Annotated in this window: 19 protein-coding genes, 1 pseudogene and 1 other annotated feature; all 20 genes and pseudogenes read left to right on the top strand. The window is 34.3% G+C overall.

The genetic code is table 11. The features are described from left to right. The first annotated feature begins 407 nt into the window (after nt 1–407). The 20 genes and pseudogenes from COC46_RS08780 to nusG all read left to right on the top strand — a co-directional run bounded on the left by COC46_RS08780 (nt 408) and on the right by nusG (nt 18,877). On the top strand, nt 408–869 hold the full coding sequence (locus COC46_RS08780; protein WP_098809339.1) for a CtsR family transcriptional regulator: 462 nt from the start codon (nt 408–410) through the stop codon (nt 867–869). Nucleotides 870–888: 19 nt separating this feature from the next. Then, the gene (gene mcsA / locus COC46_RS08775; RefSeq protein ID WP_098809338.1) at nt 889–1,437 is read left to right on the top strand and encodes a protein-arginine kinase activator protein McsA; all 549 of its coding nucleotides are present in this window, start codon (nt 889–891) and stop codon (nt 1,435–1,437) included. Between the two features lie 5 nt (nt 1,438–1,442). Then, a complete protein-coding gene (gene mcsB, locus COC46_RS08770) occupies nt 1,443–2,510 on the top strand; it encodes a protein-arginine kinase McsB (protein WP_098809337.1) in 1,068 nt (355 codons plus the stop codon). A 20-nt stretch (nt 2,511–2,530) separates the two neighbouring features. Beyond that, nucleotides 2,531–4,972 (top strand): ATP-dependent protease ATP-binding subunit ClpC, encoded by a 2,442-nt coding sequence (gene clpC / locus COC46_RS08765; RefSeq protein ID WP_098809336.1) that lies wholly within the window; start codon nt 2,531–2,533, stop codon nt 4,970–4,972. A 327-nt stretch (nt 4,973–5,299) separates the two neighbouring features. Beyond that, a pseudogene (locus tag COC46_RS08760) lies at nt 5,300–6,371 on the top strand (RNA-guided endonuclease InsQ/TnpB family protein). Between the two features lie 172 nt (nt 6,372–6,543). After that, on the top strand, nt 6,544–7,920 hold the full coding sequence (gene radA, locus COC46_RS08755; protein WP_098809335.1) for a DNA repair protein RadA: 1,377 nt from the start codon (nt 6,544–6,546) through the stop codon (nt 7,918–7,920). 2 nt (nt 7,921–7,922) lie between these two features. Beyond that, the gene (gene disA, locus COC46_RS08750; protein ID WP_098809334.1) at nt 7,923–8,996 is read left to right on the top strand and encodes a DNA integrity scanning diadenylate cyclase DisA; all 1,074 of its coding nucleotides are present in this window, start codon (nt 7,923–7,925) and stop codon (nt 8,994–8,996) included. Nucleotides 8,997–9,076: 80 nt separating this feature from the next. Continuing rightward, a complete protein-coding gene (locus COC46_RS08745; protein WP_098809333.1) occupies nt 9,077–10,150 on the top strand; it encodes a PIN/TRAM domain-containing protein in 1,074 nt (357 codons plus the stop codon). 20 nt (nt 10,151–10,170) lie between these two features. Next, nucleotides 10,171–10,857 (top strand): 2-C-methyl-D-erythritol 4-phosphate cytidylyltransferase, encoded by a 687-nt coding sequence (gene ispD / locus COC46_RS08740; protein WP_098809332.1) that lies wholly within the window; start codon nt 10,171–10,173, stop codon nt 10,855–10,857. 11 nt (nt 10,858–10,868) lie between these two features. Further along, nucleotides 10,869–11,348: a 2-C-methyl-D-erythritol 2,4-cyclodiphosphate synthase gene (gene ispF / locus COC46_RS08735; protein ID WP_098809331.1), complete on the top strand. Its 480-nt coding sequence runs from the start codon at nt 10,869–10,871 to the stop codon at nt 11,346–11,348. 42 nt (nt 11,349–11,390) lie between these two features. Beyond that, a complete protein-coding gene (gene gltX, locus COC46_RS08730; RefSeq protein ID WP_098809330.1) occupies nt 11,391–12,851 on the top strand; it encodes a glutamate--tRNA ligase in 1,461 nt (486 codons plus the stop codon). A gap of 42 nt (nt 12,852–12,893) precedes the next feature. Then, nucleotides 12,894–13,114, top strand: a binding site (T-box leader). A gap of 84 nt (nt 13,115–13,198) precedes the next feature. After that, on the top strand, nt 13,199–13,837 hold the full coding sequence (cysE, locus tag COC46_RS08725; protein WP_098809329.1) for a serine O-acetyltransferase: 639 nt from the start codon (nt 13,199–13,201) through the stop codon (nt 13,835–13,837). Nucleotides 13,838–13,841: 4 nt separating this feature from the next. After that, nucleotides 13,842–15,242 carry a cysteine--tRNA ligase gene (cysS, locus tag COC46_RS08720; RefSeq protein ID WP_098809328.1) on the top strand — a complete coding sequence of 467 codons (1,401 nt, stop codon included), beginning with the start codon at nt 13,842–13,844 and terminating at the stop codon, nt 15,240–15,242. Between the two features lie 4 nt (nt 15,243–15,246). Further along, entirely contained in the window at nt 15,247–15,663 is a 417-nt protein-coding gene (locus COC46_RS08715) for a Mini-ribonuclease 3 (RefSeq protein WP_098809327.1), read from the top strand. Nucleotide 15,664: 1 nt separating this feature from the next. Next, entirely contained in the window at nt 15,665–16,408 is a 744-nt protein-coding gene (gene rlmB / locus COC46_RS08710; RefSeq protein WP_098809326.1) for a 23S rRNA (guanosine(2251)-2'-O)-methyltransferase RlmB, read from the top strand. Nucleotides 16,409–16,442: 34 nt separating this feature from the next. Then, nucleotides 16,443–16,922, top strand: a complete 480-nt coding sequence (locus tag COC46_RS08705) for an NYN domain-containing protein (RefSeq protein WP_369700036.1) — start codon at nt 16,443–16,445, stop codon at nt 16,920–16,922. Nucleotides 16,923–16,987: 65 nt separating this feature from the next. Continuing rightward, on the top strand, nt 16,988–17,638 hold the full coding sequence (sigH, locus tag COC46_RS08700) for an RNA polymerase sporulation sigma factor SigH (RefSeq protein WP_098809324.1): 651 nt from the start codon (nt 16,988–16,990) through the stop codon (nt 17,636–17,638). Nucleotides 17,639–17,771: 133 nt separating this feature from the next. Next, a complete protein-coding gene (gene rpmG / locus COC46_RS08695) occupies nt 17,772–17,918 on the top strand; it encodes a 50S ribosomal protein L33 (protein ID WP_098809323.1) in 147 nt (48 codons plus the stop codon). Nucleotides 17,919–18,045: 127 nt separating this feature from the next. Next, complete coding sequence (gene secE / locus COC46_RS08690) at nt 18,046–18,228, top strand: preprotein translocase subunit SecE (RefSeq protein WP_098809322.1); 183 nt, start codon at nt 18,046–18,048, stop codon at nt 18,226–18,228. 115 nt (nt 18,229–18,343) lie between these two features. Then, on the top strand, nt 18,344–18,877 hold the full coding sequence (nusG, locus tag COC46_RS08685) for a transcription termination/antitermination protein NusG (RefSeq protein ID WP_098809321.1): 534 nt from the start codon (nt 18,344–18,346) through the stop codon (nt 18,875–18,877). Nucleotides 18,878–19,032: the final 155 nt, after the last annotated feature.

The following is a 19,032-nucleotide window of genomic DNA, read 5'->3' as shown; positions in this document are numbered from 1 at the left end:
GTAGAACGTCGCCTGGTAAAAAAACATCAGCTATTTGGCTGATGTTTTTTTGTTATCTAAAAGAAAAGTGACCAAGTTAGTGGTTTTTTAATAAAAGTATAGAGGAAAAAAAGCTTCTTAAAAGAATTGTTTAACATATATATATATATACTGATTACTGATAAAGAAAATTCGCTGATTAGCGGGTTTTAAACAAAGCAGTAGATGCGCTTATACTTAATAGCTAATATTGGAAACTAGATTAATTTTTCCTCTCCGTTACCAATTTATCCATTTCTTAATGTGCGAAAAAAGATTAAGAGCTGTACGGTTTGGAAAAAATGATAAAGAGATAATAGTTGAAATTTTTCATGAAAGGAATATAATAATAGTCAAAGATAGTCAAAGTCAGTAAAGGTGGTAAATAGATGAAAAACATTTCAGATATCATTGAACAATATCTAATGCACTACTTTGACATATCCGAAAAAGATTATGTCGAGATAAAAAGAAGTGAAATAGCGAATAAATTCGACTGCGTACCTTCTCAAATAAATTATGTAATTAATACTAGATTTACACTAGAAAGAGGATATGTAGTAGAAAGTAAACGTGGTGGTGGAGGTTATATTCGAATTATTAAAGTGCAATTTCATGATAAAGCGAGTGTAATTGATCAAATATTAAATAGCTTTACGAATAATATTGCACAGTCTAGTTCGGAGGACTATATTCGTCTACTACTTGAAAAAAATGTCATTACTCAGCGTGAAGCAAAAATGATGTTAAGTGTATTAGATCGTTCAGTAATAATGGTTAATTTACCTTATCGAGATGAGTTGAGAGCAAGAATGTTCAATGCAATGCTAAGAAGTTTAAAATATAAATAGAATATGGAGGTTGCCAATAATGATTTGTCAAGAATGTCAAGAGCGTCCGGCAACATTACACTATTCTAAAATTATAAATGGTGAAAAAACAGATATACACTTATGTGAGAAATGCTCAAATGAATCTAACAATAAATATATTTTTTCTGAAATAGGTGGTTATTCTGTAAATGATTTGTTAGCTGGATTGTTTAAAGGTAATACTGGTATTTATGAAATGAAGAAAAATAAATTTCATCATGATTCACAAATGGAATGTCCTAGATGTAAGATGACTTTTCAAAAGTTTACTAAAATTGGACGTCTAGGTTGTTCTACTTGCTATGAAACCTTCATGGATCAGATGAAGCCAGTTGTTAAAAGGATTCATAGCGGTAATGTATCGCATACAGGGAAAATACCTCAAAAGATTAATGGGGCTATTTCTATGAAAAGGAAGCTACAAGACTTGAAATCTCAAATGAAACATTTTATTGATACTGAAGATTTTGAGCAGGCAATTAAGATACGGGATGAAATACGTGATATTGAAAAAGATTTACAAGCCCTTCAAAAGGAGGTGGAGTAAATTAAATGTCTATTAAGCGAATTATTAATGAAGCCATCAGTCCATGGATGAAGCAAGAGGGTCCAGATGACGATATCGTTTTAAGTAGCCGCATTAGGCTAGCAAGAAACTTTAGTGCGTATTTGTATCCAATATTACTTAGTCAAGACAAGGCTAAAGAAATTTGTCATTTAGTTAAACATTATTTTGAAGGTAGTACAGCTTTACCAAACGGACCTTTTGAATATATTGAAATTAATAAGTTAGAACCAGTAGAGAAAAGAGTATTAATTGAAAAACACTTAATAAGTCCTAATTTAGTTCAAGAGTCAGTGCATGGTGCTTGTATACTTTCTTTGGACGAACAAATTAGCATTATGATCAATGAAGAGGACCATTTAAGAATTCAAGCTCTATATCCTGGTTTACAACTTAGAAAAGCACTTACTCAAGCGAATCATATTGATAATTATATAGAGAGTCAGCTTGAATATGCTTTTGATGAAACAATAGGTTATTTAACAAGCTGCCCCACAAATGTTGGTACCGGATTAAGGGCCTCAGTGATGATGCATCTTCCGGCATTAGTCATAACGAAACAATTTAATCGATTAATTCCTACTATCAATCAACTTGGTTTAGTTGTAAGAGGAATTTACGGTGAAGGTAGCGAAGCATTAGGTAATATCTTTCAGATTTCAAATCAAATTACATTAGGGAAATCGGAAGAAGAAATAATAGAAGACTTAACGACAATTGTACAGCAATTGATCAAACATGAAAAATCAGCTAGAGACGCACTCGCAAAAACTTCTTTAATTCATTTAGAAGATCGAATCTTTCGTTCACTTGGTACATTGAAATACGGCAGAATAATAGAAACAAAAGAAAGTGCTAAGTGTTTATCAGATGTACAGTTAGGGATTGACCTAGGTTTGATTGATGGTTTATCTAAAAACTTTTTAAATGAATTAATGATATTAACTCAGCCAGGTATTTTACAACAGTACGTAGGTGATCAACTTACTCCCGAGGAAAGGGATATTAAAAGAGCATCACTAATACGCGAAAGACTATCTAATAAAAATAACTAATTATATGGGAGGAACCAATTATGATGTTTGGTCGATTTACAGAACGTGCTCAAAAAGTATTAGCTCTTTCTCAAGAAGAGGCAATTCGAATTGGACACTCAAATATAGGTACAGAACATATTTTACTAGGACTTGTTCGAGAAGGAGAAGGTATTGCAGCTAAAGCATTACTTGCACTTGGACTAAGTCCAGAAAAAGTACAGCAAGAAGTAGAAACATTAATAGGGCGCGGCCAAGGAGTTGCTCAAACAGTACATTACACTCCTAGAGCTAAAAAAGTGATTGAATTATCGATGGATGAGGCTCGTAAATTAGGGCATTCATATGTAGGAACAGAACATATCCTATTAGGATTAATTCGAGAAGGAGAAGGTGTAGCAGCAAGAGTATTAAATAATCTTGGTGTTAGCTTAAATAAAGCTCGTCAACAAGTCCTTCAATTGCTAGGTAGTAATGAAAGTTCGTCTAATCATCAAAATGGATCTGCTAACCAAGCAAATACACCAACATTAGACAGTTTAGCTCGTGATTTAACAGTATCGGCTAGAGAAGGACGATTAGACCCAGTAATCGGTCGTAGTAAAGAAATTCAACGAGTTATTGAAGTGTTAAGTCGTCGTACTAAAAATAATCCAGTTTTAATTGGTGAACCTGGTGTAGGTAAAACAGCTATTGCTGAAGGCTTAGCTCAACAAATTGTTAATAATGAAGTGCCGGAAATTCTAAGAGATAAACGAGTAATGACACTGGATATGGGTACTGTAGTAGCTGGAACTAAGTACCGTGGTGAATTTGAAGATCGTCTGAAAAAAGTAATGGATGAAATTCGCCAAGCTGGCAATATTATTCTTTTCATCGACGAACTTCATACATTAATCGGTGCAGGTGGAGCAGAAGGTGCAATTGATGCATCAAACATCTTGAAGCCATCATTAGCACGTGGAGAACTACAATGTATCGGTGCAACAACAATTGATGAATATCGTAAATATATCGAAAAGGATGCTGCACTAGAGCGTCGTTTCCAACCTATTCAAGTTGATCAACCGAGTGTAGAAGAGTCTATTCTTATCCTACAAGGTTTACGTGACCGTTACGAGGCACATCATAGAGTATCAATTTCAGATCAAGCAATTATCGAGGCTGTAAAATTATCTGATCGATATATTACAGACCGATTCTTACCAGATAAAGCAATCGATGTTATTGATGAGGCAGGATCGAAAGTACGTCTACGTAGCTTTACAACTCCGCCAAATTTAAAAGAACTAGAATTGAAATTAGAAGAAGTCCGTAAAGAAAAAGATGCAGCTGTTCAAAGTCAAGAATTTGAAAAAGCGGCATCATTAAGAGACTCAGAACAAAGATTACGTGAGCAACTAGAAGATACGAAACGCCAATGGAAAGAAAAACAAGGCAAAGAAAACTCTGAGGTAACTGTAGAAGACATAGCAAATGTAGTGTCATCATGGACGAATATCCCAGTTACAAAACTTGCTCAAACAGAGGCAGATAAACTGTTAAATATGGAAAGTGTTCTTCATAAACGAGTGATTGGTCAAGAAGAAGCAGTAGTAGCTGTTTCAAAAGCTGTACGACGTGCTAGAGCAGGATTAAAAGATCCAAAACGCCCAATTGGCTCATTTATTTTCTTAGGACCAACAGGGGTAGGTAAAACTGAATTAGCACGTGCGCTAGCAGAAACAATTTTCGGTGATGAAGATGCGATGATTCGTATTGATATGTCAGAGTATATGGAAAAACACGCAACTTCTCGTTTAGTAGGTGCGCCTCCAGGATATGTTGGATATGATGAAGGTGGTCAACTGACTGAAAAAGTTAGACGTAAGCCTTACTCAGTAATTCTACTAGATGAAATTGAGAAAGCTCATCCAGATGTATTTAATATCTTACTTCAAGTATTAGAGGATGGCCGATTAACTGATTCAAAAGGACGTACAGTTGACTTTAGAAATACACTTGTCATCATGACGTCAAACGTTGGAGCAAGTGCTTTAAAAACAAATAAATATGTTGGATTCAATATTAATGATGGTGAAAAAGATTATAAAGATATGAAAGGAAAAGTATTAGAGGAACTGAAAAAAGCGTTCCGTCCTGAATTCTTAAACCGTATCGATGAAACAATTGTATTCCACTCATTAGAGAAGAAACATATTAAAGAAATTGTTCACTTAATGGTTAATAGCTTAACGAAGCGTTTAAAAGAACAAGAAATTGAGCTAGAATTATCAGATGCAGCAATCGATAAAATTTCTGATGAAGGATTCGATGCCGAATATGGAGCTCGTCCGTTAAGAAGAGCAATTCAAAAACAAGTAGAGGATCGTTTATCTGAAGAATTATTAAAAGGTAATGTTGAAAAAGGCCGAAAAGTTATTCTTGATGTAGAGGATAATGAATATATTATTAGATCAGCGGCAGAAACTGTAAATCAATAAGCAATTACAAAGTTCATACCTTTTTGTGAAGAATAATTGAACAATTAATTGTAAAGTTATCTAATTTGTGAAAAAGGGCGTGAAGCCCTTTTTCTTATATCAAAAAAGCGTTAGGATAGACTTAGAATACATACTCTATTAATATAGAAAATCATAGTAACAAAAGAGGTATACAACAGTTGAATTTAATCTATTAAAATTTATAAAAGTATCACAATTTGTTCTAATTAGAAATCCATATTGTGTTTAAATGTACATGAGGTGAGTATGTTGAAATTTGATTCGAAAAGTGGAACTAATCAAACGATTAAAAGTTGGTACAAAACAATGATCTTTGCGAAGAGAATCAGATTAAGACCAACTAATGAACAAGAAATACAATTATGGAAATCAGTTGGTACAGCTCGTTGGGCATATAACTGGGCATTGGCTAAGCAGGAAGAACGTTATAAAACTGGTGGGAAATTTATTTCTGATGGAATATTAAGAAAGGAATTAACTGCATTAAAACAAACTGATAAATTTTCTTGGTTGTATGAAGTATCGAATAATATTACAAAACAAGCGATAAAAGATCTTTGTGAAGTGTATAAAAAGTTCTTTAAAGGATTAGCAGATAAACCACGATTCAAAAGTAGAAGAAAATCAAAACCATCTTTTTATAACGATAATGTGAAATTGAAAGTAGTTGGAAATAAAGTATTGATTGAGAAGGTCGGTTGGGTTGCAGTTTCTGAATGTATACCTGTTGAAAAATACTATAATCCAAGAATAAGTCACGACAGAAAATACTGGTATCTTTCTGTCGGAATAGAAGAATCAAAATCAATTGTTGAACTGATGAATGTCTCACTTGGAATTGATGTAGGAATTAAAGAGCTAGCCGTTTGTTCAGATAACACTAGGAAGAAAAATATTAACAAAACAGGCACTGTTAGAAGGGCAGAGAAACGCCTAAGTAGGTTGCAACGTCAAGTTTCTCGTAAATATGAAAAGAATAAGGAGGGAAACCGTTTCGTCAAAACAAGCAACATACTAAAAATCGAAAAGAAGATACAACACCTCCATAGAAGGTTGACAAATATCAGACTAAATCATCTTCATCAATCAACGAGCGAAATTGTGAAAAACAAACCTTATCGCATCGTAATGGAAACATTAAATATCAAGGGAATGATGAAGAATAAGCATCTTTCAAAAGCAATTGCGAAGCAGTGTTTATGTAAATTCAAACGCCAAGTTCAATACAAATGTGAAAAATATGGTATTGAATTTGTTGAAGCTGATAGGTGGTTCCCATCTTCTAAAACGTGTTCAAGTTGTGAGAATTTGCGGTCAAGAAATAGATCGAGATTTTAACGCTGCGATCAACTTGTCACGATATAAAATAGTAATCTGACACTTAGACGTCATTACTGATATGTAGGATTTGTTGTATCCGAATTTACGCCCTTGGAGTGTTATATCAAACGTGAGTAGCTTCGGCAAAATCGAACACGTAGAACAGGGAAGTAAACAAAATCTATAAATATAATTGGTTTTTATAAGTTTTTGGCAACGGTACTATACATATGGCTAAAAAGAAAACTAAATTTGTTTGTCAATCATGTGGATATGAATCAGTTAAGTGGGTCGGGAAATGTCCTGCTTGTAACGAATGGAATACAATGGTTGAGTTTAATGATCAGCCAGCTAGTTCAAGAAGACTTACATTTAATACAAATGCAACAGTAGAAGGGACAAAACCAATTTCGATTATGGAAGTGGAAATCGGCACTGAAACTCGAATCGAAACTTCTTTCGCAGAATTTAACCGAGTGTTAGGTGGAGGGATCGTATTAGGTTCATTAGTATTAATCGGTGGTGACCCAGGGATTGGAAAGTCGACGATGCTGTTACAGGTTTCTTCACAATTAGCAAAAAAGGATCATAAAGTTTTATATGTTTCAGGTGAAGAATCTCAGAAACAAATAAAATTAAGAGCAGAGCGACTAGGTGTCGCAACACAAAATTTATATGTACTATCCGAGACAGATTTGTCTTATATTGCTAGATATATGGATGAGATGTCACCAGATTTTGTTGTAATCGATTCGATTCAAACAATCTATTTACAAGAAGTAACATCTGCACCAGGTAGTGTGTCACAAGTTCGAGAATGTACATCAGAATTAATGAAAATTGCAAAGACAAGAGGTATTCCGATCTTTATAGTAGGCCACGTAACAAAAGAGGGAGCAATTGCTGGTCCTCGATTATTAGAACATATGGTAGATGCAGTGTTATATTTTGAAGGTGAAAGACATCATACATATCGTATATTAAGGGCAGTTAAAAACCGTTTTGGATCTACAAATGAAACAGGTATTTTTGAGATGAAAGAGTTAGGATTAGTAGAAGTCCTAAATCCGTCAGAAATATTCTTAGAAGAACGACCTTTTGGAGTAGCTGGTTCTACTGTTGTAGCTTCTATGGAAGGTACTAGACCTGTCCTTGTTGAATTACAAGCACTCGTCTCACCTACAAGCTTTGGTAATGCACGTCGAATGGCAACGGGTATAGATCATAATAGAGTATCATTAATAATGGCTGTTTTAGAAAAGAGAATGGGACTATTATTACAAAATCAAGATGCTTATTTAAAGGTTGCTGGAGGACTGAAGTTAGATGAGCCAGCAGTAGACTTAGCTGTTGCGGTAAGTATAGCTTCAAGTTTTCAAGATAAACCTACTAATCCAACAGATGTTGTTATTGGTGAAATTGGTTTAACAGGAGAAGTCAGAAGAGTATCTAGAATCGAACAAAGAGTGCAAGAAGCAGCGAAACTCGGATTTAAACGAGCGATTATTCCATCAAAAAATATTGGAGGATGGAGTTTTCCTGAAGGAATGGAAATAATAGGTATTAACACAGTGCACGAAGCATTAAAATACGTGTTAGGAGGGTAGAGATGGAGGATCAAAAACAAAAAGCTAAATCAATGTTACCGGTTTTAGAGATGATTGCTCCAGGTACACCATTGCGTGATGGCATTGATAATGTACTTAGAGCACAGACCGGTGGATTAATTGTACTTGGCTTTAATGATGAAACAAAAGAAATGGTCGATGGCGGTTTTCATATTAATGACCCTTTCTCTCCAGCTAGCTTATATGAGTTAGCGAAAATGGATGGAGCACTCATACTAAATGAAACTGGGTCGAAAATACTACTGGCTAATGCACAATTGATTCCAGATCAATCAATCTTTACAAAAGAAACTGGTATGCGCCATCGAACTGCAGAGCGGGTATCAAGACAGACTGGAAATTTAGTCATTGCTATTTCACAAAGACGTAATGTTATTACTCTATATAAAGGTAACTTACGGTATACATTGCGAGATATTGGCGTAATTTTAACAAAAGCAAATCAAGCAATTCAAACTCTTGAAAAATATAAGATTGTATGGAATCAAGGGATTACTTCACTTAGCATTTTAGAATTTGAAGAGTTAGTTACATTATTTGAAGTTGTAAATGTTTTACATAGTGTAGAAATGGTACTTCGAATCAAAAATGAAATTAATAACTATGTAATTGAACTTGGCGATGAAGGAAGACTGATTGAATTGCAGTTAATTGAGATCATTTCGGACCTTGAGGAGGAGGCATTACTTTTAATAAAGGATTATCATTATAATAAGGAACAAGATCCTAAAAGTATTTTGCAAAAACTTCAAGATCTAGCAAATGAAGAATTATTAGAGGATCATGCCATTATTAAATTGCTTGGTTATCCAAATAACACAAATCTCGAGGAAATGGTAGAGCCTAGAGGTTATCGAATGTTGATGAAAATTTCTAGATTACCGCCATTAGTCATTGAAAACTTAACACAGCGATTTAAGCACCTTAAAGGGATCTACAAAGCTACTCTTGATGAACTAGATGATGTCGATGGAATTGGTGAAATTCGTGCGAAAAAAATCAAAGAAGGACTAAAACGAATTCAGGAGCAACTGTATATCAATAGACATAACTAAGTTATTTCGTCTAAGATAGAGTTAATTAGTATTTTATATAAACTATAATTTATCATGATTTATTTAAAGGAGGTGGCGAAGTGATAAAGAGGATCGTTCAAGTTATTTATATCTTTGTCGGAAGTACTTTAGGTTTAGTACTTTTTCCACTATTAGATAAACTGTTAAAAACAGAGATGCCTAATATTTTGCATAATTCATATGTGCAGGCTTTAAGTGGAGCAGTGATCTTTTTTATTTTATCGCTTTGGTTAGTTGATCCAACAGTAACGTTTATCAAGTATATTGAGGAGAAATTATTAAAAGCTCCTATTTCAATGATTTTGTTTGGTAGTTTAGGACTTGTTTTTGGACTTATTCTGGCATTTCTTATTTCATTGCCAATTGACTCAATTAGATTACAGTACGTTTCTTCAATTATTCAAATAGTTGTTACGATTTTATTAGGTTATTTAGGGTTTCAGGTTGGAATTAAAAAACGAGAAGAGTTATTGAGTTTATTTACCTTGTCTTCAAGAGCAGCAAAGAAAAAAACAGCTGAAGAACAGGACACATCATTAGATATACCAGCTAAAATTTTAGATACTAGCGTTATTATCGATGGTCGTATTGCTGATATTTGTCAGACTGGGTTCATCGAAGGGACAATTGTAATACCACAATTTGTTTTAGCAGAATTACAATACATTGCTGATTCGTCCGATACATTAAAAAGAAATAGGGGACGAAGAGGACTAGATATTTTGAATAGAATTCAAAAAGAGCTAGCTATGAAAGTAGAGATCTACGAAGGTGATTTTGAAGATGTTCCTGAAGTAGATGCAAAATTAGTAAAGCTTGCTAAATTAAAAAATGGTATTTTAGTGACGAATGACTTTAATTTAAATAAAGTAAGTGAACTTCAACAGATTAAGGTTTGGAATATTAATGATCTAGCGAATGCGATTAAACCAGTAGTGTTACCTGGAGAAGTATTAACTGCTTTTGTAGTTAAAGAGGGGAAAGAAAAACTACAAGGTGTTGCTTATTTAGATGATGGTACAATGATCGTTGTAGAAGATGGTAAAGAATCAATTGGAAAACGAGTCGAGACAGTAGTTACGAGTGTACTACAAACTTCTGCAGGTCGTATGATTTTTGCAAAAGTAAAGTAAGTTAGAGGGGTAAACGTAAAATGCAATATAAGGTCATCATTCCAGCAGCGGGTTCTGGCTCACGAATGGGTGCGGGATATAATAAATTATTTCTTAAAATAATTAATTTGCCAATTATTGAATTAACTTTAAAAATTTTTGGCGAAGATCCCCGTTGTAATGAGATTATTTTACCGATAAAAGAATCTGAAAAACAGTTCTTTGAAACTTTAAATTTGCCAAGCTTTATTCAGAAAAAAATTACCTTTGTAAAAGGTGGATCAGAGAGACAAGAAAGTGTTTATAATGGGCTAGCTTCAATTAAAGATACTGAAAGTTACATTTTAGTACACGATGGAGCGAGACCTTTTGTAACAAACGCAGTAATAGAGCGGATTCTTGAAAAAGTGAACGAGCACGATGCAGTCATCTGTGCTGTTCCAATGAAGGATACTATAAAGAAAGTTGTTAATCATGAAGTGATTGAAACGATTGATCGTTCTACATTATGGGGAGTTCAGACTCCCCAAGCTTTTACATACAAGTGTTTAATAGAAGCGCATCAAAAAGCAATCGAAAATGGTTTTTTAGGAACTGATGATGCAAGCTTAGTAGAATGGAACGGAAGTAAAGTTTTTGTCGTAAATGGAGATTATAACAATATAAAAGTGACAACTAAAGAAGATTTGTTTTTTGCAAAAACAATTTATGAACAATATAGAAGTTAGAAGGTGTTTACATGTTTAGAATAGGACAAGGATTTGATGTTCACGCTTTTGCGGAAAATCGTCCATTAATTATTGGTGGAATTGAAATCCCTTATGAATTAGGTTTATTAGGTCATTCTGATGCTGATGTGCTTCTACATACTATAGCTGATGCATTACTCGGAGCTATAGGAGAAGGAGATATAGGTCGACATTTCCCTGATACGGATCCAGCTTTTAAAGATGCTGACTCTGCAAAGCTACTTGAGCATGTGTTTCAGATCGTAAAGGAAAAAGGCTATGAGCTAGTAAACGTGGATTGCACGATTATAGCTCAAGCACCTAAAATGGCACCATACATTCAACGAATGAGAGAGCGTATTGCGGGATTGCTTGAAACAACATCTGATTGTATTAATGTAAAAGCAACAACAACTGAAAAATTAGGTTTTACCGGAAGAAAAGAAGGAATTGCTTCCCAAGCAGTTGTATTGTTACAAAAGAAGGCTTAAACTAATAAAGTATATTAATTATTCAGTGGAGAGTGTCTATAAATGTCAAATAGAGTAAGAGTTCGTTATGCACCTAGTCCAACAGGTCATTTACATATTGGAAATGCACGTACTGCGTTATATGTATATTTATTTGCTAAGCATTTTAACGGCGATATGGTATTACGTATTGAAGATACTGATATAGAGCGTAATGTTGAAGGCGGCGAAGAAAGCCAAGCTAAATATTTACATTGGTTAGGTATTGATTGGAATGAAGGTCCAGATAAAGGTGGCGAGTACGGCCCTTATCGCCAACTAGAAAGACTAGACCTTTACAAACAATATGCTAATGAGTTAATTCAAAATGGACATGCGTATAAATGTTATTGTACAGAGGAAGAGCTTGCAGCGGAACGTGAAGAGCAATTAGCTTCCGGACTTCCAACTACGCGTTATAGCGGAAAATGCCGTCATTTAACAGATGAAGAACGAGCAAAAAAAGAGTCAGCAGGTGCAGAGCACACTATTCGTTTTGCAGTACCAGCAAATGATACGTATGAGTGGGAAGATATCGTTCGTGGTAACATTAAGTTTGAATCAAAAGATATCGGTGACTGGGTTCTTGTTAAAAAGAATGGAATCGCTACTTATAACTATGCGGTTGTAGTTGATGATGCATTAATGAAGATTAGTCATGTACTTCGCGGAGAAGAACATATTTCTAATACGCCTAAACAATTAATGGTATATCGTGCACTAAACTGGGATGCTCCAGATTTCGGTCATATGGCAGTAATCGTAAACGAAAATCGTAAAAAGCTTTCTAAACGTGATGAATCTGTATTACAATTTATTGAACAATATCAAAATCTTGGTTACTTACCAGAAGCGTTATTTAACTTTATTGCACTTCTTGGTTGGTCGCCAGTTGGTGAAGAAGAAATTTTCAGCAAAGAAGAATTTATTAAAATTTTCGATCCTAGCCGTTTAAGTTCTGCTCCAGCTATGTTTGATAAGCAGAAATTAACATGGATTAACAATCGATATATTAAAGAGCAACCATTAGAGAAAGTTGTAGAAATTTCATTACCACATCTAATTAAAGCAGGTTATGTAAAAGAAGAACGCACTGCAGATGAAAATCTGTGGGTTACAAACCTAGTTGCTTTATATCAAGACCAAATGAGTTTTGGTGCTGAAATCGTAGAATTATCAAGCTTGTTCTTTAAAGAACAATTAACATTCGGTGAAGAAGAGCAAGCTGTTATTTCTGAAGAACAAGTAAAAGAAGTACTTTCAGCATTAGTTGAAGAACTTAATGCTTCTGAAGAATTTACAGTTGATTCGATTAAAGCTGCAATGAAATCAGTTCAAAAGTCAACTGGACAAAAAGGCAAAAAATTATTTATGCCAATTCGAGTTGCTACAACTGGCCAATGTCACGGTCCAGAATTACCAGCAGCGATGACTTTATTAGGAAAAGAAAAAGTTATTGCTCGTTTACAACAAATAATTGGTTAACATTTTGATTAATTTGTAATATATATAAGTATTATTCATATAGGTAAAATGTTGATAGGGAAAAGTAAATGGCTACTCGTTACCCAGAGAGAATCACATTGGTGAAAGTGATTTTAACGGTAGTCATGGAAGTGCCCCCTTGAGTCCTTAGTCGAAAAATTCTTTTTAGTAGGCTAGGGCGGTGGAAACCGTTACATTACATGAGTTGAGATAAATTATGTTTATCTAAACAGAGTGGAACCGCGCATTAAAGCGTCTCTGTGTATTTAATTACACAGAGACGCTTTTTATTTTTACTAGAGATAATAAAAATCAATTTTTAATAAATTCTTTAAGGGGAAATGAAGATGCTAAAGTACATGAAGGAAGATGTGGCGACGATATTTGAACGAGATCCAGCCGCTACTAGCTATTTAGAAGTAATTCTCACATATGCTGGCTTACATGCATTATGGCTTTATCGATTTGCGCATTATTTCTATCGGAAAAAATGGTACTTTATTGCAAGAAGTACTTCACAATTTGCTCGTTTTTTAACTGGAATTGAGATTCACCCTGGGGCTAAAATTGGTAGACGATTTTTTATCGATCATGGGGCAGGAGTTGTTATTGGAGAAACATGTGAGATAGGCGATGATGTTACGATTTATCAAGGGGTGACATTAGGTGGAACTGGGAAGGAAAAGGGTAAGCGGCACCCAACCTTATTGAGTGGGGTACTAGTAGCCACGGGAGCAAAGGTTCTAGGATCAATCACAATCGGAGAAAATGCAAAAATTGGTGCAAATTCAGTTGTACTAAAGGATGTTCCAAATAATACTACAGTTGTTGGTATACCTGGTAAGATAGTTGTTCAAGATGGAATTAGAGTAAATAATCAATTCGATCACTGTGATTTACCTGACCCAGTGGCAGATCGATTACTCCAACTAGAAGCGGAATTAGAAGAGCTAAGAAGTTTAATGAGTATATCTGAAAGGAAGTAAAACTATGGCAATTCAAATTTATAATACATTAACAAGGAATAAGGAAGACTTTAAACCTATAGAAGATGGTAAGGTCAAGATGTATGTATGTGGTCCTACCGTATATAACTATATACACATTGGTAACGCGAGACCTGCAATCGTTTTTGATACAGTAAGACGTTATTTTGAATATCGTGGATATGAAGTAAATTATGTTTCAAATTTTACTGATGTTGATGATAAGTTAATTAAAGCTGCAAATCAATTGGGCTCGGATGTACCAACTATAGCAGATCGATTTATTAATGCTTATTTTGAAGACGTTCATGCGTTAGGCTGCAAAACTGCAACAAACCATCCTCGCGTAATGGAGAATATGGATATTATTATCGACTTTGTTGATGAACTTGTAAAAAAAGGTTATGCATATGAGTCCGAGGGTGATGTTTATTTCAAAACAAAGGAATTTGATGGTTACGGTAAACTTTCACACCAATCAATTGAGGATCTTCGAATTGGTGAAAGAATTGAAGTTGGTGAAAAGAAAGACGATCCTTTAGATTTCGCTCTATGGAAAGCAGCTAAACCAGGTGAAATATTCTGGGAAAGCCCGTGGGGGAAAGGAAGACCAGGTTGGCATATTGAGTGCTCAGCAATGGCTAAGAAATATCTAGGGGAAACAATTGATATTCATGCAGGTGGTCAAGACTTATCATTCCCACATCACGAAAACGAGATTGCTCAGTCTGAAGCTTTAAGTGGAAAAACTTTTTCAAACTACTGGATGCATAATGGCTATATCAATATTGATAACGAAAAGATGTCTAAGTCATTAGGCAACTTTGTATTAGTACATGACATTATTAAAATTGTAGATCCTATGCTATTACGTTTCTTTATGTTATCAGTACATTATCGTCATCCAATTAACTATAGCGAAGAGCTTTTACAAGAAGCTAAAAACGGTTTTGAACGGATTAAAACAGCTTACCAAAATATTAAGCATCGTCTAGAAAGCAGTACTAATTTAACAGAAGATGACCATAGATGGCTAAAAGAAATAGAAGATGAAAAAACGACTTTCCAAAAAGTAATGGATGATGATTTTAATACAGCTAATGCAATTTCAGTTTTATATCAATTAGCTAAATTAGCGAATCAATATTTATTAGAGACACATACTTCTACGAATGTATTAAATCAGCTACTATCAACATTTGACGAGTTATCAAATGTACTTGGTATCACATTAGTAAATGAAGAAGCAATATTAGATGATGAAATCGAAGCGTTAATTCAAAAACGTACAGAAGCACGAAAAAATCGTGACTTTGCACTAGCGGATCAAATTCGCGATCAATTAAAAGAGATGAATATAATGATTGAAGATACTCCTCAAGGTATTCGCTGGAAAAGAGGATAACTTCATGATTGAAAGTAACCAAAATATTGACGCTAAACAACTAAACAGTTTAGCGCTTGCTTATATTGGTGATGCTGTATATGAAATTCATGTACGTCATCACCTCCTTGAAAAAGGAACAGTTAGACCTAATCAACTTCACCGAGCAGCTACGAGATTTGTTTCTGCAAAAGGACAAGCTAAAGTAATAAGAGAAATACTTACTGCTGAAATGTTGTCAGAAGAAGAAATTGCAGTTGTAAAAAGAGGGCGTAATGCAAAGTCAGGAACTGTACCTAAAAATACTGATGTGCAAACCTATCGATACGCAACCGCAATGGAAGCGTTGATTGGCTACCATTATTTATTAAAAAATGAAGATAGACTCAATACAATTGTACAATTTGCAATTCAATTTATTGAGAATGATAAAGGAGTATAACATGTCTGAGGAATTTATTATTGGACGTAATCCGGTTATGGAAGCAATACGTTCAGGTCGTGATATTAATAAAATATGGGTTAGTGAAGGAGCAAATAAAGGTCAAATCCATAAGCTTTTAGAATTAGCAAATCAAAATAAAGTAATTGTTCAAACAGCGCCAAACAAGAAGCTAGACGGAATGGTTAAAGGAAACCATCAAGGTGTAGTTGCACAAGTAGCTGCCTATGAATATGTGGAAATTGATGATTTATTTGAAGTAGCGAACAGTCGAAATGAGCAACCATTCTTCTTAATTCTTGATGAAATTGAAGATCCACATAATTTAGGATCAATCATGCGAACTGCTGATGCCGTTGGTGCTCATGGGATCATCATTCCAAAGAGAAGAGCGGTAGGTTTAACTTCAGCGGTTGCTAAAGCATCTACTGGTGCTATAGAGTACATTCCAGTTGCTCGAGTAACGAACTTAGCTAGAACTGTAGATGAATTAAAAGAAAGAGGAGTTTGGATTTTTGGTACAGATGCAAAAGGTGCTGATGACTATCGAAACATGGATGGCCAGATCTCTCTTGGTTTAATAATTGGTAGCGAAGGTAAAGGGATGAGCAGAATCTTAAAAGAAAAATGTGATTTCTTAATTAAGCTACCAATGGTAGGTAAAGTTACATCGTTAAATGCGTCTGTTGCGGCAAGTCTATTAATGTATGAAATACACCGTAAGAGACATCCGCTTGGATCATAAAAAGAAAGAAATTCTTATTGTAGATGGATATAACATGATTGGAGCTTGGCCAAATCTTAGAAAGCTTCGAGAAATTGATTTTGATAAATCGCGTGATTTTTTAATTACTCAGCTTGCTGAATATAAGGCGTACACAGGAATGTATATAATTGTTGTATTTGATGCTCATTTTGTAAATGGTATTGAAAAGATCGACAAGCATTCGAAAGTTGAAGTAATCTTTACTCGAAAAAATCAAACAGCTGATGAAAAAATTGAAAAACTTGCAATTGAGCTTCGTCATGTTAACCATCAAATTTATGTCGCGACATCAGACTTTACAGAGCAATGGCAAATATTTGGGCAAGGTGCACTTCGAATTCCTGCAATGGAACTATATCGATCGGTTACACAAAATAAAAAAATGATAAGTAGTCGAATTAGCGAAATACCAGATCAAAGACTGACAATAAGCAAAACATTAAATTCGAAACAAACAGAAATTTTAGAAAAATGGCGAAGAGGGGAACGATGACTTATTGTTTCCTTCTTCTTTGTGCTGTATAATTTAATTAAATTGTTTGGTCGGAGGTGCTAATTTTGAACGTTGAACAGGAATTAAAGCTAATTATTGAGTATGGCCCTTTAGAAGATGAGGTAATTCTCGAGTATGTTCGAGAAGGTGATCAAGAAGCACTAACATTTTTAATTCAAAAGTACCGAAATTTCGTTAAGGCAAAATCTAGGTCTTATTTCCTAATAGGTGCGGACCGAGAAGATATCATTCAAGAAGGTATGATTGGATTATACAAAGCAATTCGTGACTACAAAGAAGACAAACTTTCGTCCTTTAAGGCGTTTGCAGAATTATGCATAACAAGACAAATTATTACAGCTATTAAAACAGCAACTAGACAAAAGCATATCCCACTTAATTCTTATGTTTCATTGGACAAGCCTATTTATGATGAGGAGTCTGATCGTACATTATTGGATGTGTTAACAGAAACAAAGAACATGGATCCAGAAGAACTTGTAATCAATCAAGAAGAGAATGTGGACATAGAGCTAAAAATGTCTGAATTATTAAGCGATTTAGAAAGGAAAGTATTATCACTCTATTTAGACGGTCGCTCTTACCAAGAAATATCCGAAGAGTTAAATAGACATGTCAAATCAATAGATAATGCATTACAACGTGTAAAAAGAAAACTTGAAAGATATATGGAAATAAGAGAGCTGTCTGTTTAATCGATTAAAGAAATTCTTTTGAAATTCCTACTTTTATATAGGAAAACAAGGGTTTAGAAATCAGTTTGACAGTTTAAAGCTCGCGTGTTACATTCGTAATGGATAATTATAGATGAACTAGGCTGGTGTCACCATGAGAAAAAAAGTTGTCCTGTCTTGCGCTACTTGCAATAATAGAAATTACTCCACGATGAAGAATTCCTCTTCTGCAGAACGTTTGGAGATGAAAAAATTTTGTAAAACGTGCAACGAACATACTACACATAAAGAAACAAAATAATTGAAGTTAGATAAATCAAAAATGCGAATGTCCTTAATCAGTATAGAAACTAAAGATCATCCTTTATTTTTTGGACAAGTTGGACGTTTCGTACATCTCTAAACTAGTATATATGGGGGTTGCATCTGTGGGTCGTATCGGTAAGTTTTTTCGCGAAGTAAAAAGTGAAATGAAAAAAGTTTCATGGCCTAAACGTAAAGAATTAGTTAATTCAACAGTTACAGTGTTAGCTACAGTTTTATTCTTTGTAGTATTCTTCGCTGTAGTTGATACAGGACTTTCTAATTTAATTCGACTTATTCTTGAATAAGTTAAAACTAATTGTGCTATAATGAGTGATAATGTTTAAAAAAAAAGCCCGGTGACGGGTTTTTTAATTTGCAAAGAAAGTTGACCGGGGAGGGAAGGACAAGTAGTCCTCTAACATGGAAAAAAGATGGTATGTAGTTCATACTTACTCAGGATATGAGAATAAAGTAAAAGCGAATTTAGAAAAACGTGTAGAAACAATGGGAATGCAGGATAAAATTTTCCGTGTAATAGTACCAGAAGAATCAGAAGTAGAAATGAAGAACGGTAAAGAGAAAGTAACGAAGCGAAAAGTATTTCCAGGTTACGTATTAGTTGAACTAGTAATGACGGATGATTCTTGGTATGTAGTTCGTAATACACCAGGAGTAACTGGTTTCGTTGGTTCAGCGGGTTCTGGTTCAAAACCAACACCACTTTTAGAAGAAGAAATTACACATATTCTAAAACACATGGGTCTAGACGAACAAGTAATTGATTTTGATTTAGATGTAAATGAAGTCGTTCGTTTAAAAGAAGGTCCATTTGCTAATTATACTGGATCAATTAAAGAAATTGATTTCGAAAAGAAAAAAGTAACTGTATTAGTGGAATTCTTTAATAAAGAAACGCCGGTAGAACTGGATTTACATCTTGTTGAAAAATTATAATACAAGACCTTGCATTTTTAATTTGAAAATGTTAGACTTTTAAAGGTCAATATGCATCGAAAAGATGATATTAACTTCTGTATAAGAATATGCATGAAAATGCAAAACGATATGAGTGGGAGGGTGTAAAAACCCGTTACCACATCACGGACTTA

The organism is Bacillus sp. AFS041924 (genome assembly GCF_002577195.1).
In the GTDB taxonomy this organism is placed as follows: domain Bacteria; phylum Bacillota; class Bacilli; order Bacillales; family Bacillaceae_G; genus Gottfriedia.
This window is presented reverse-complemented; position numbering and strand designations above follow the sequence as displayed.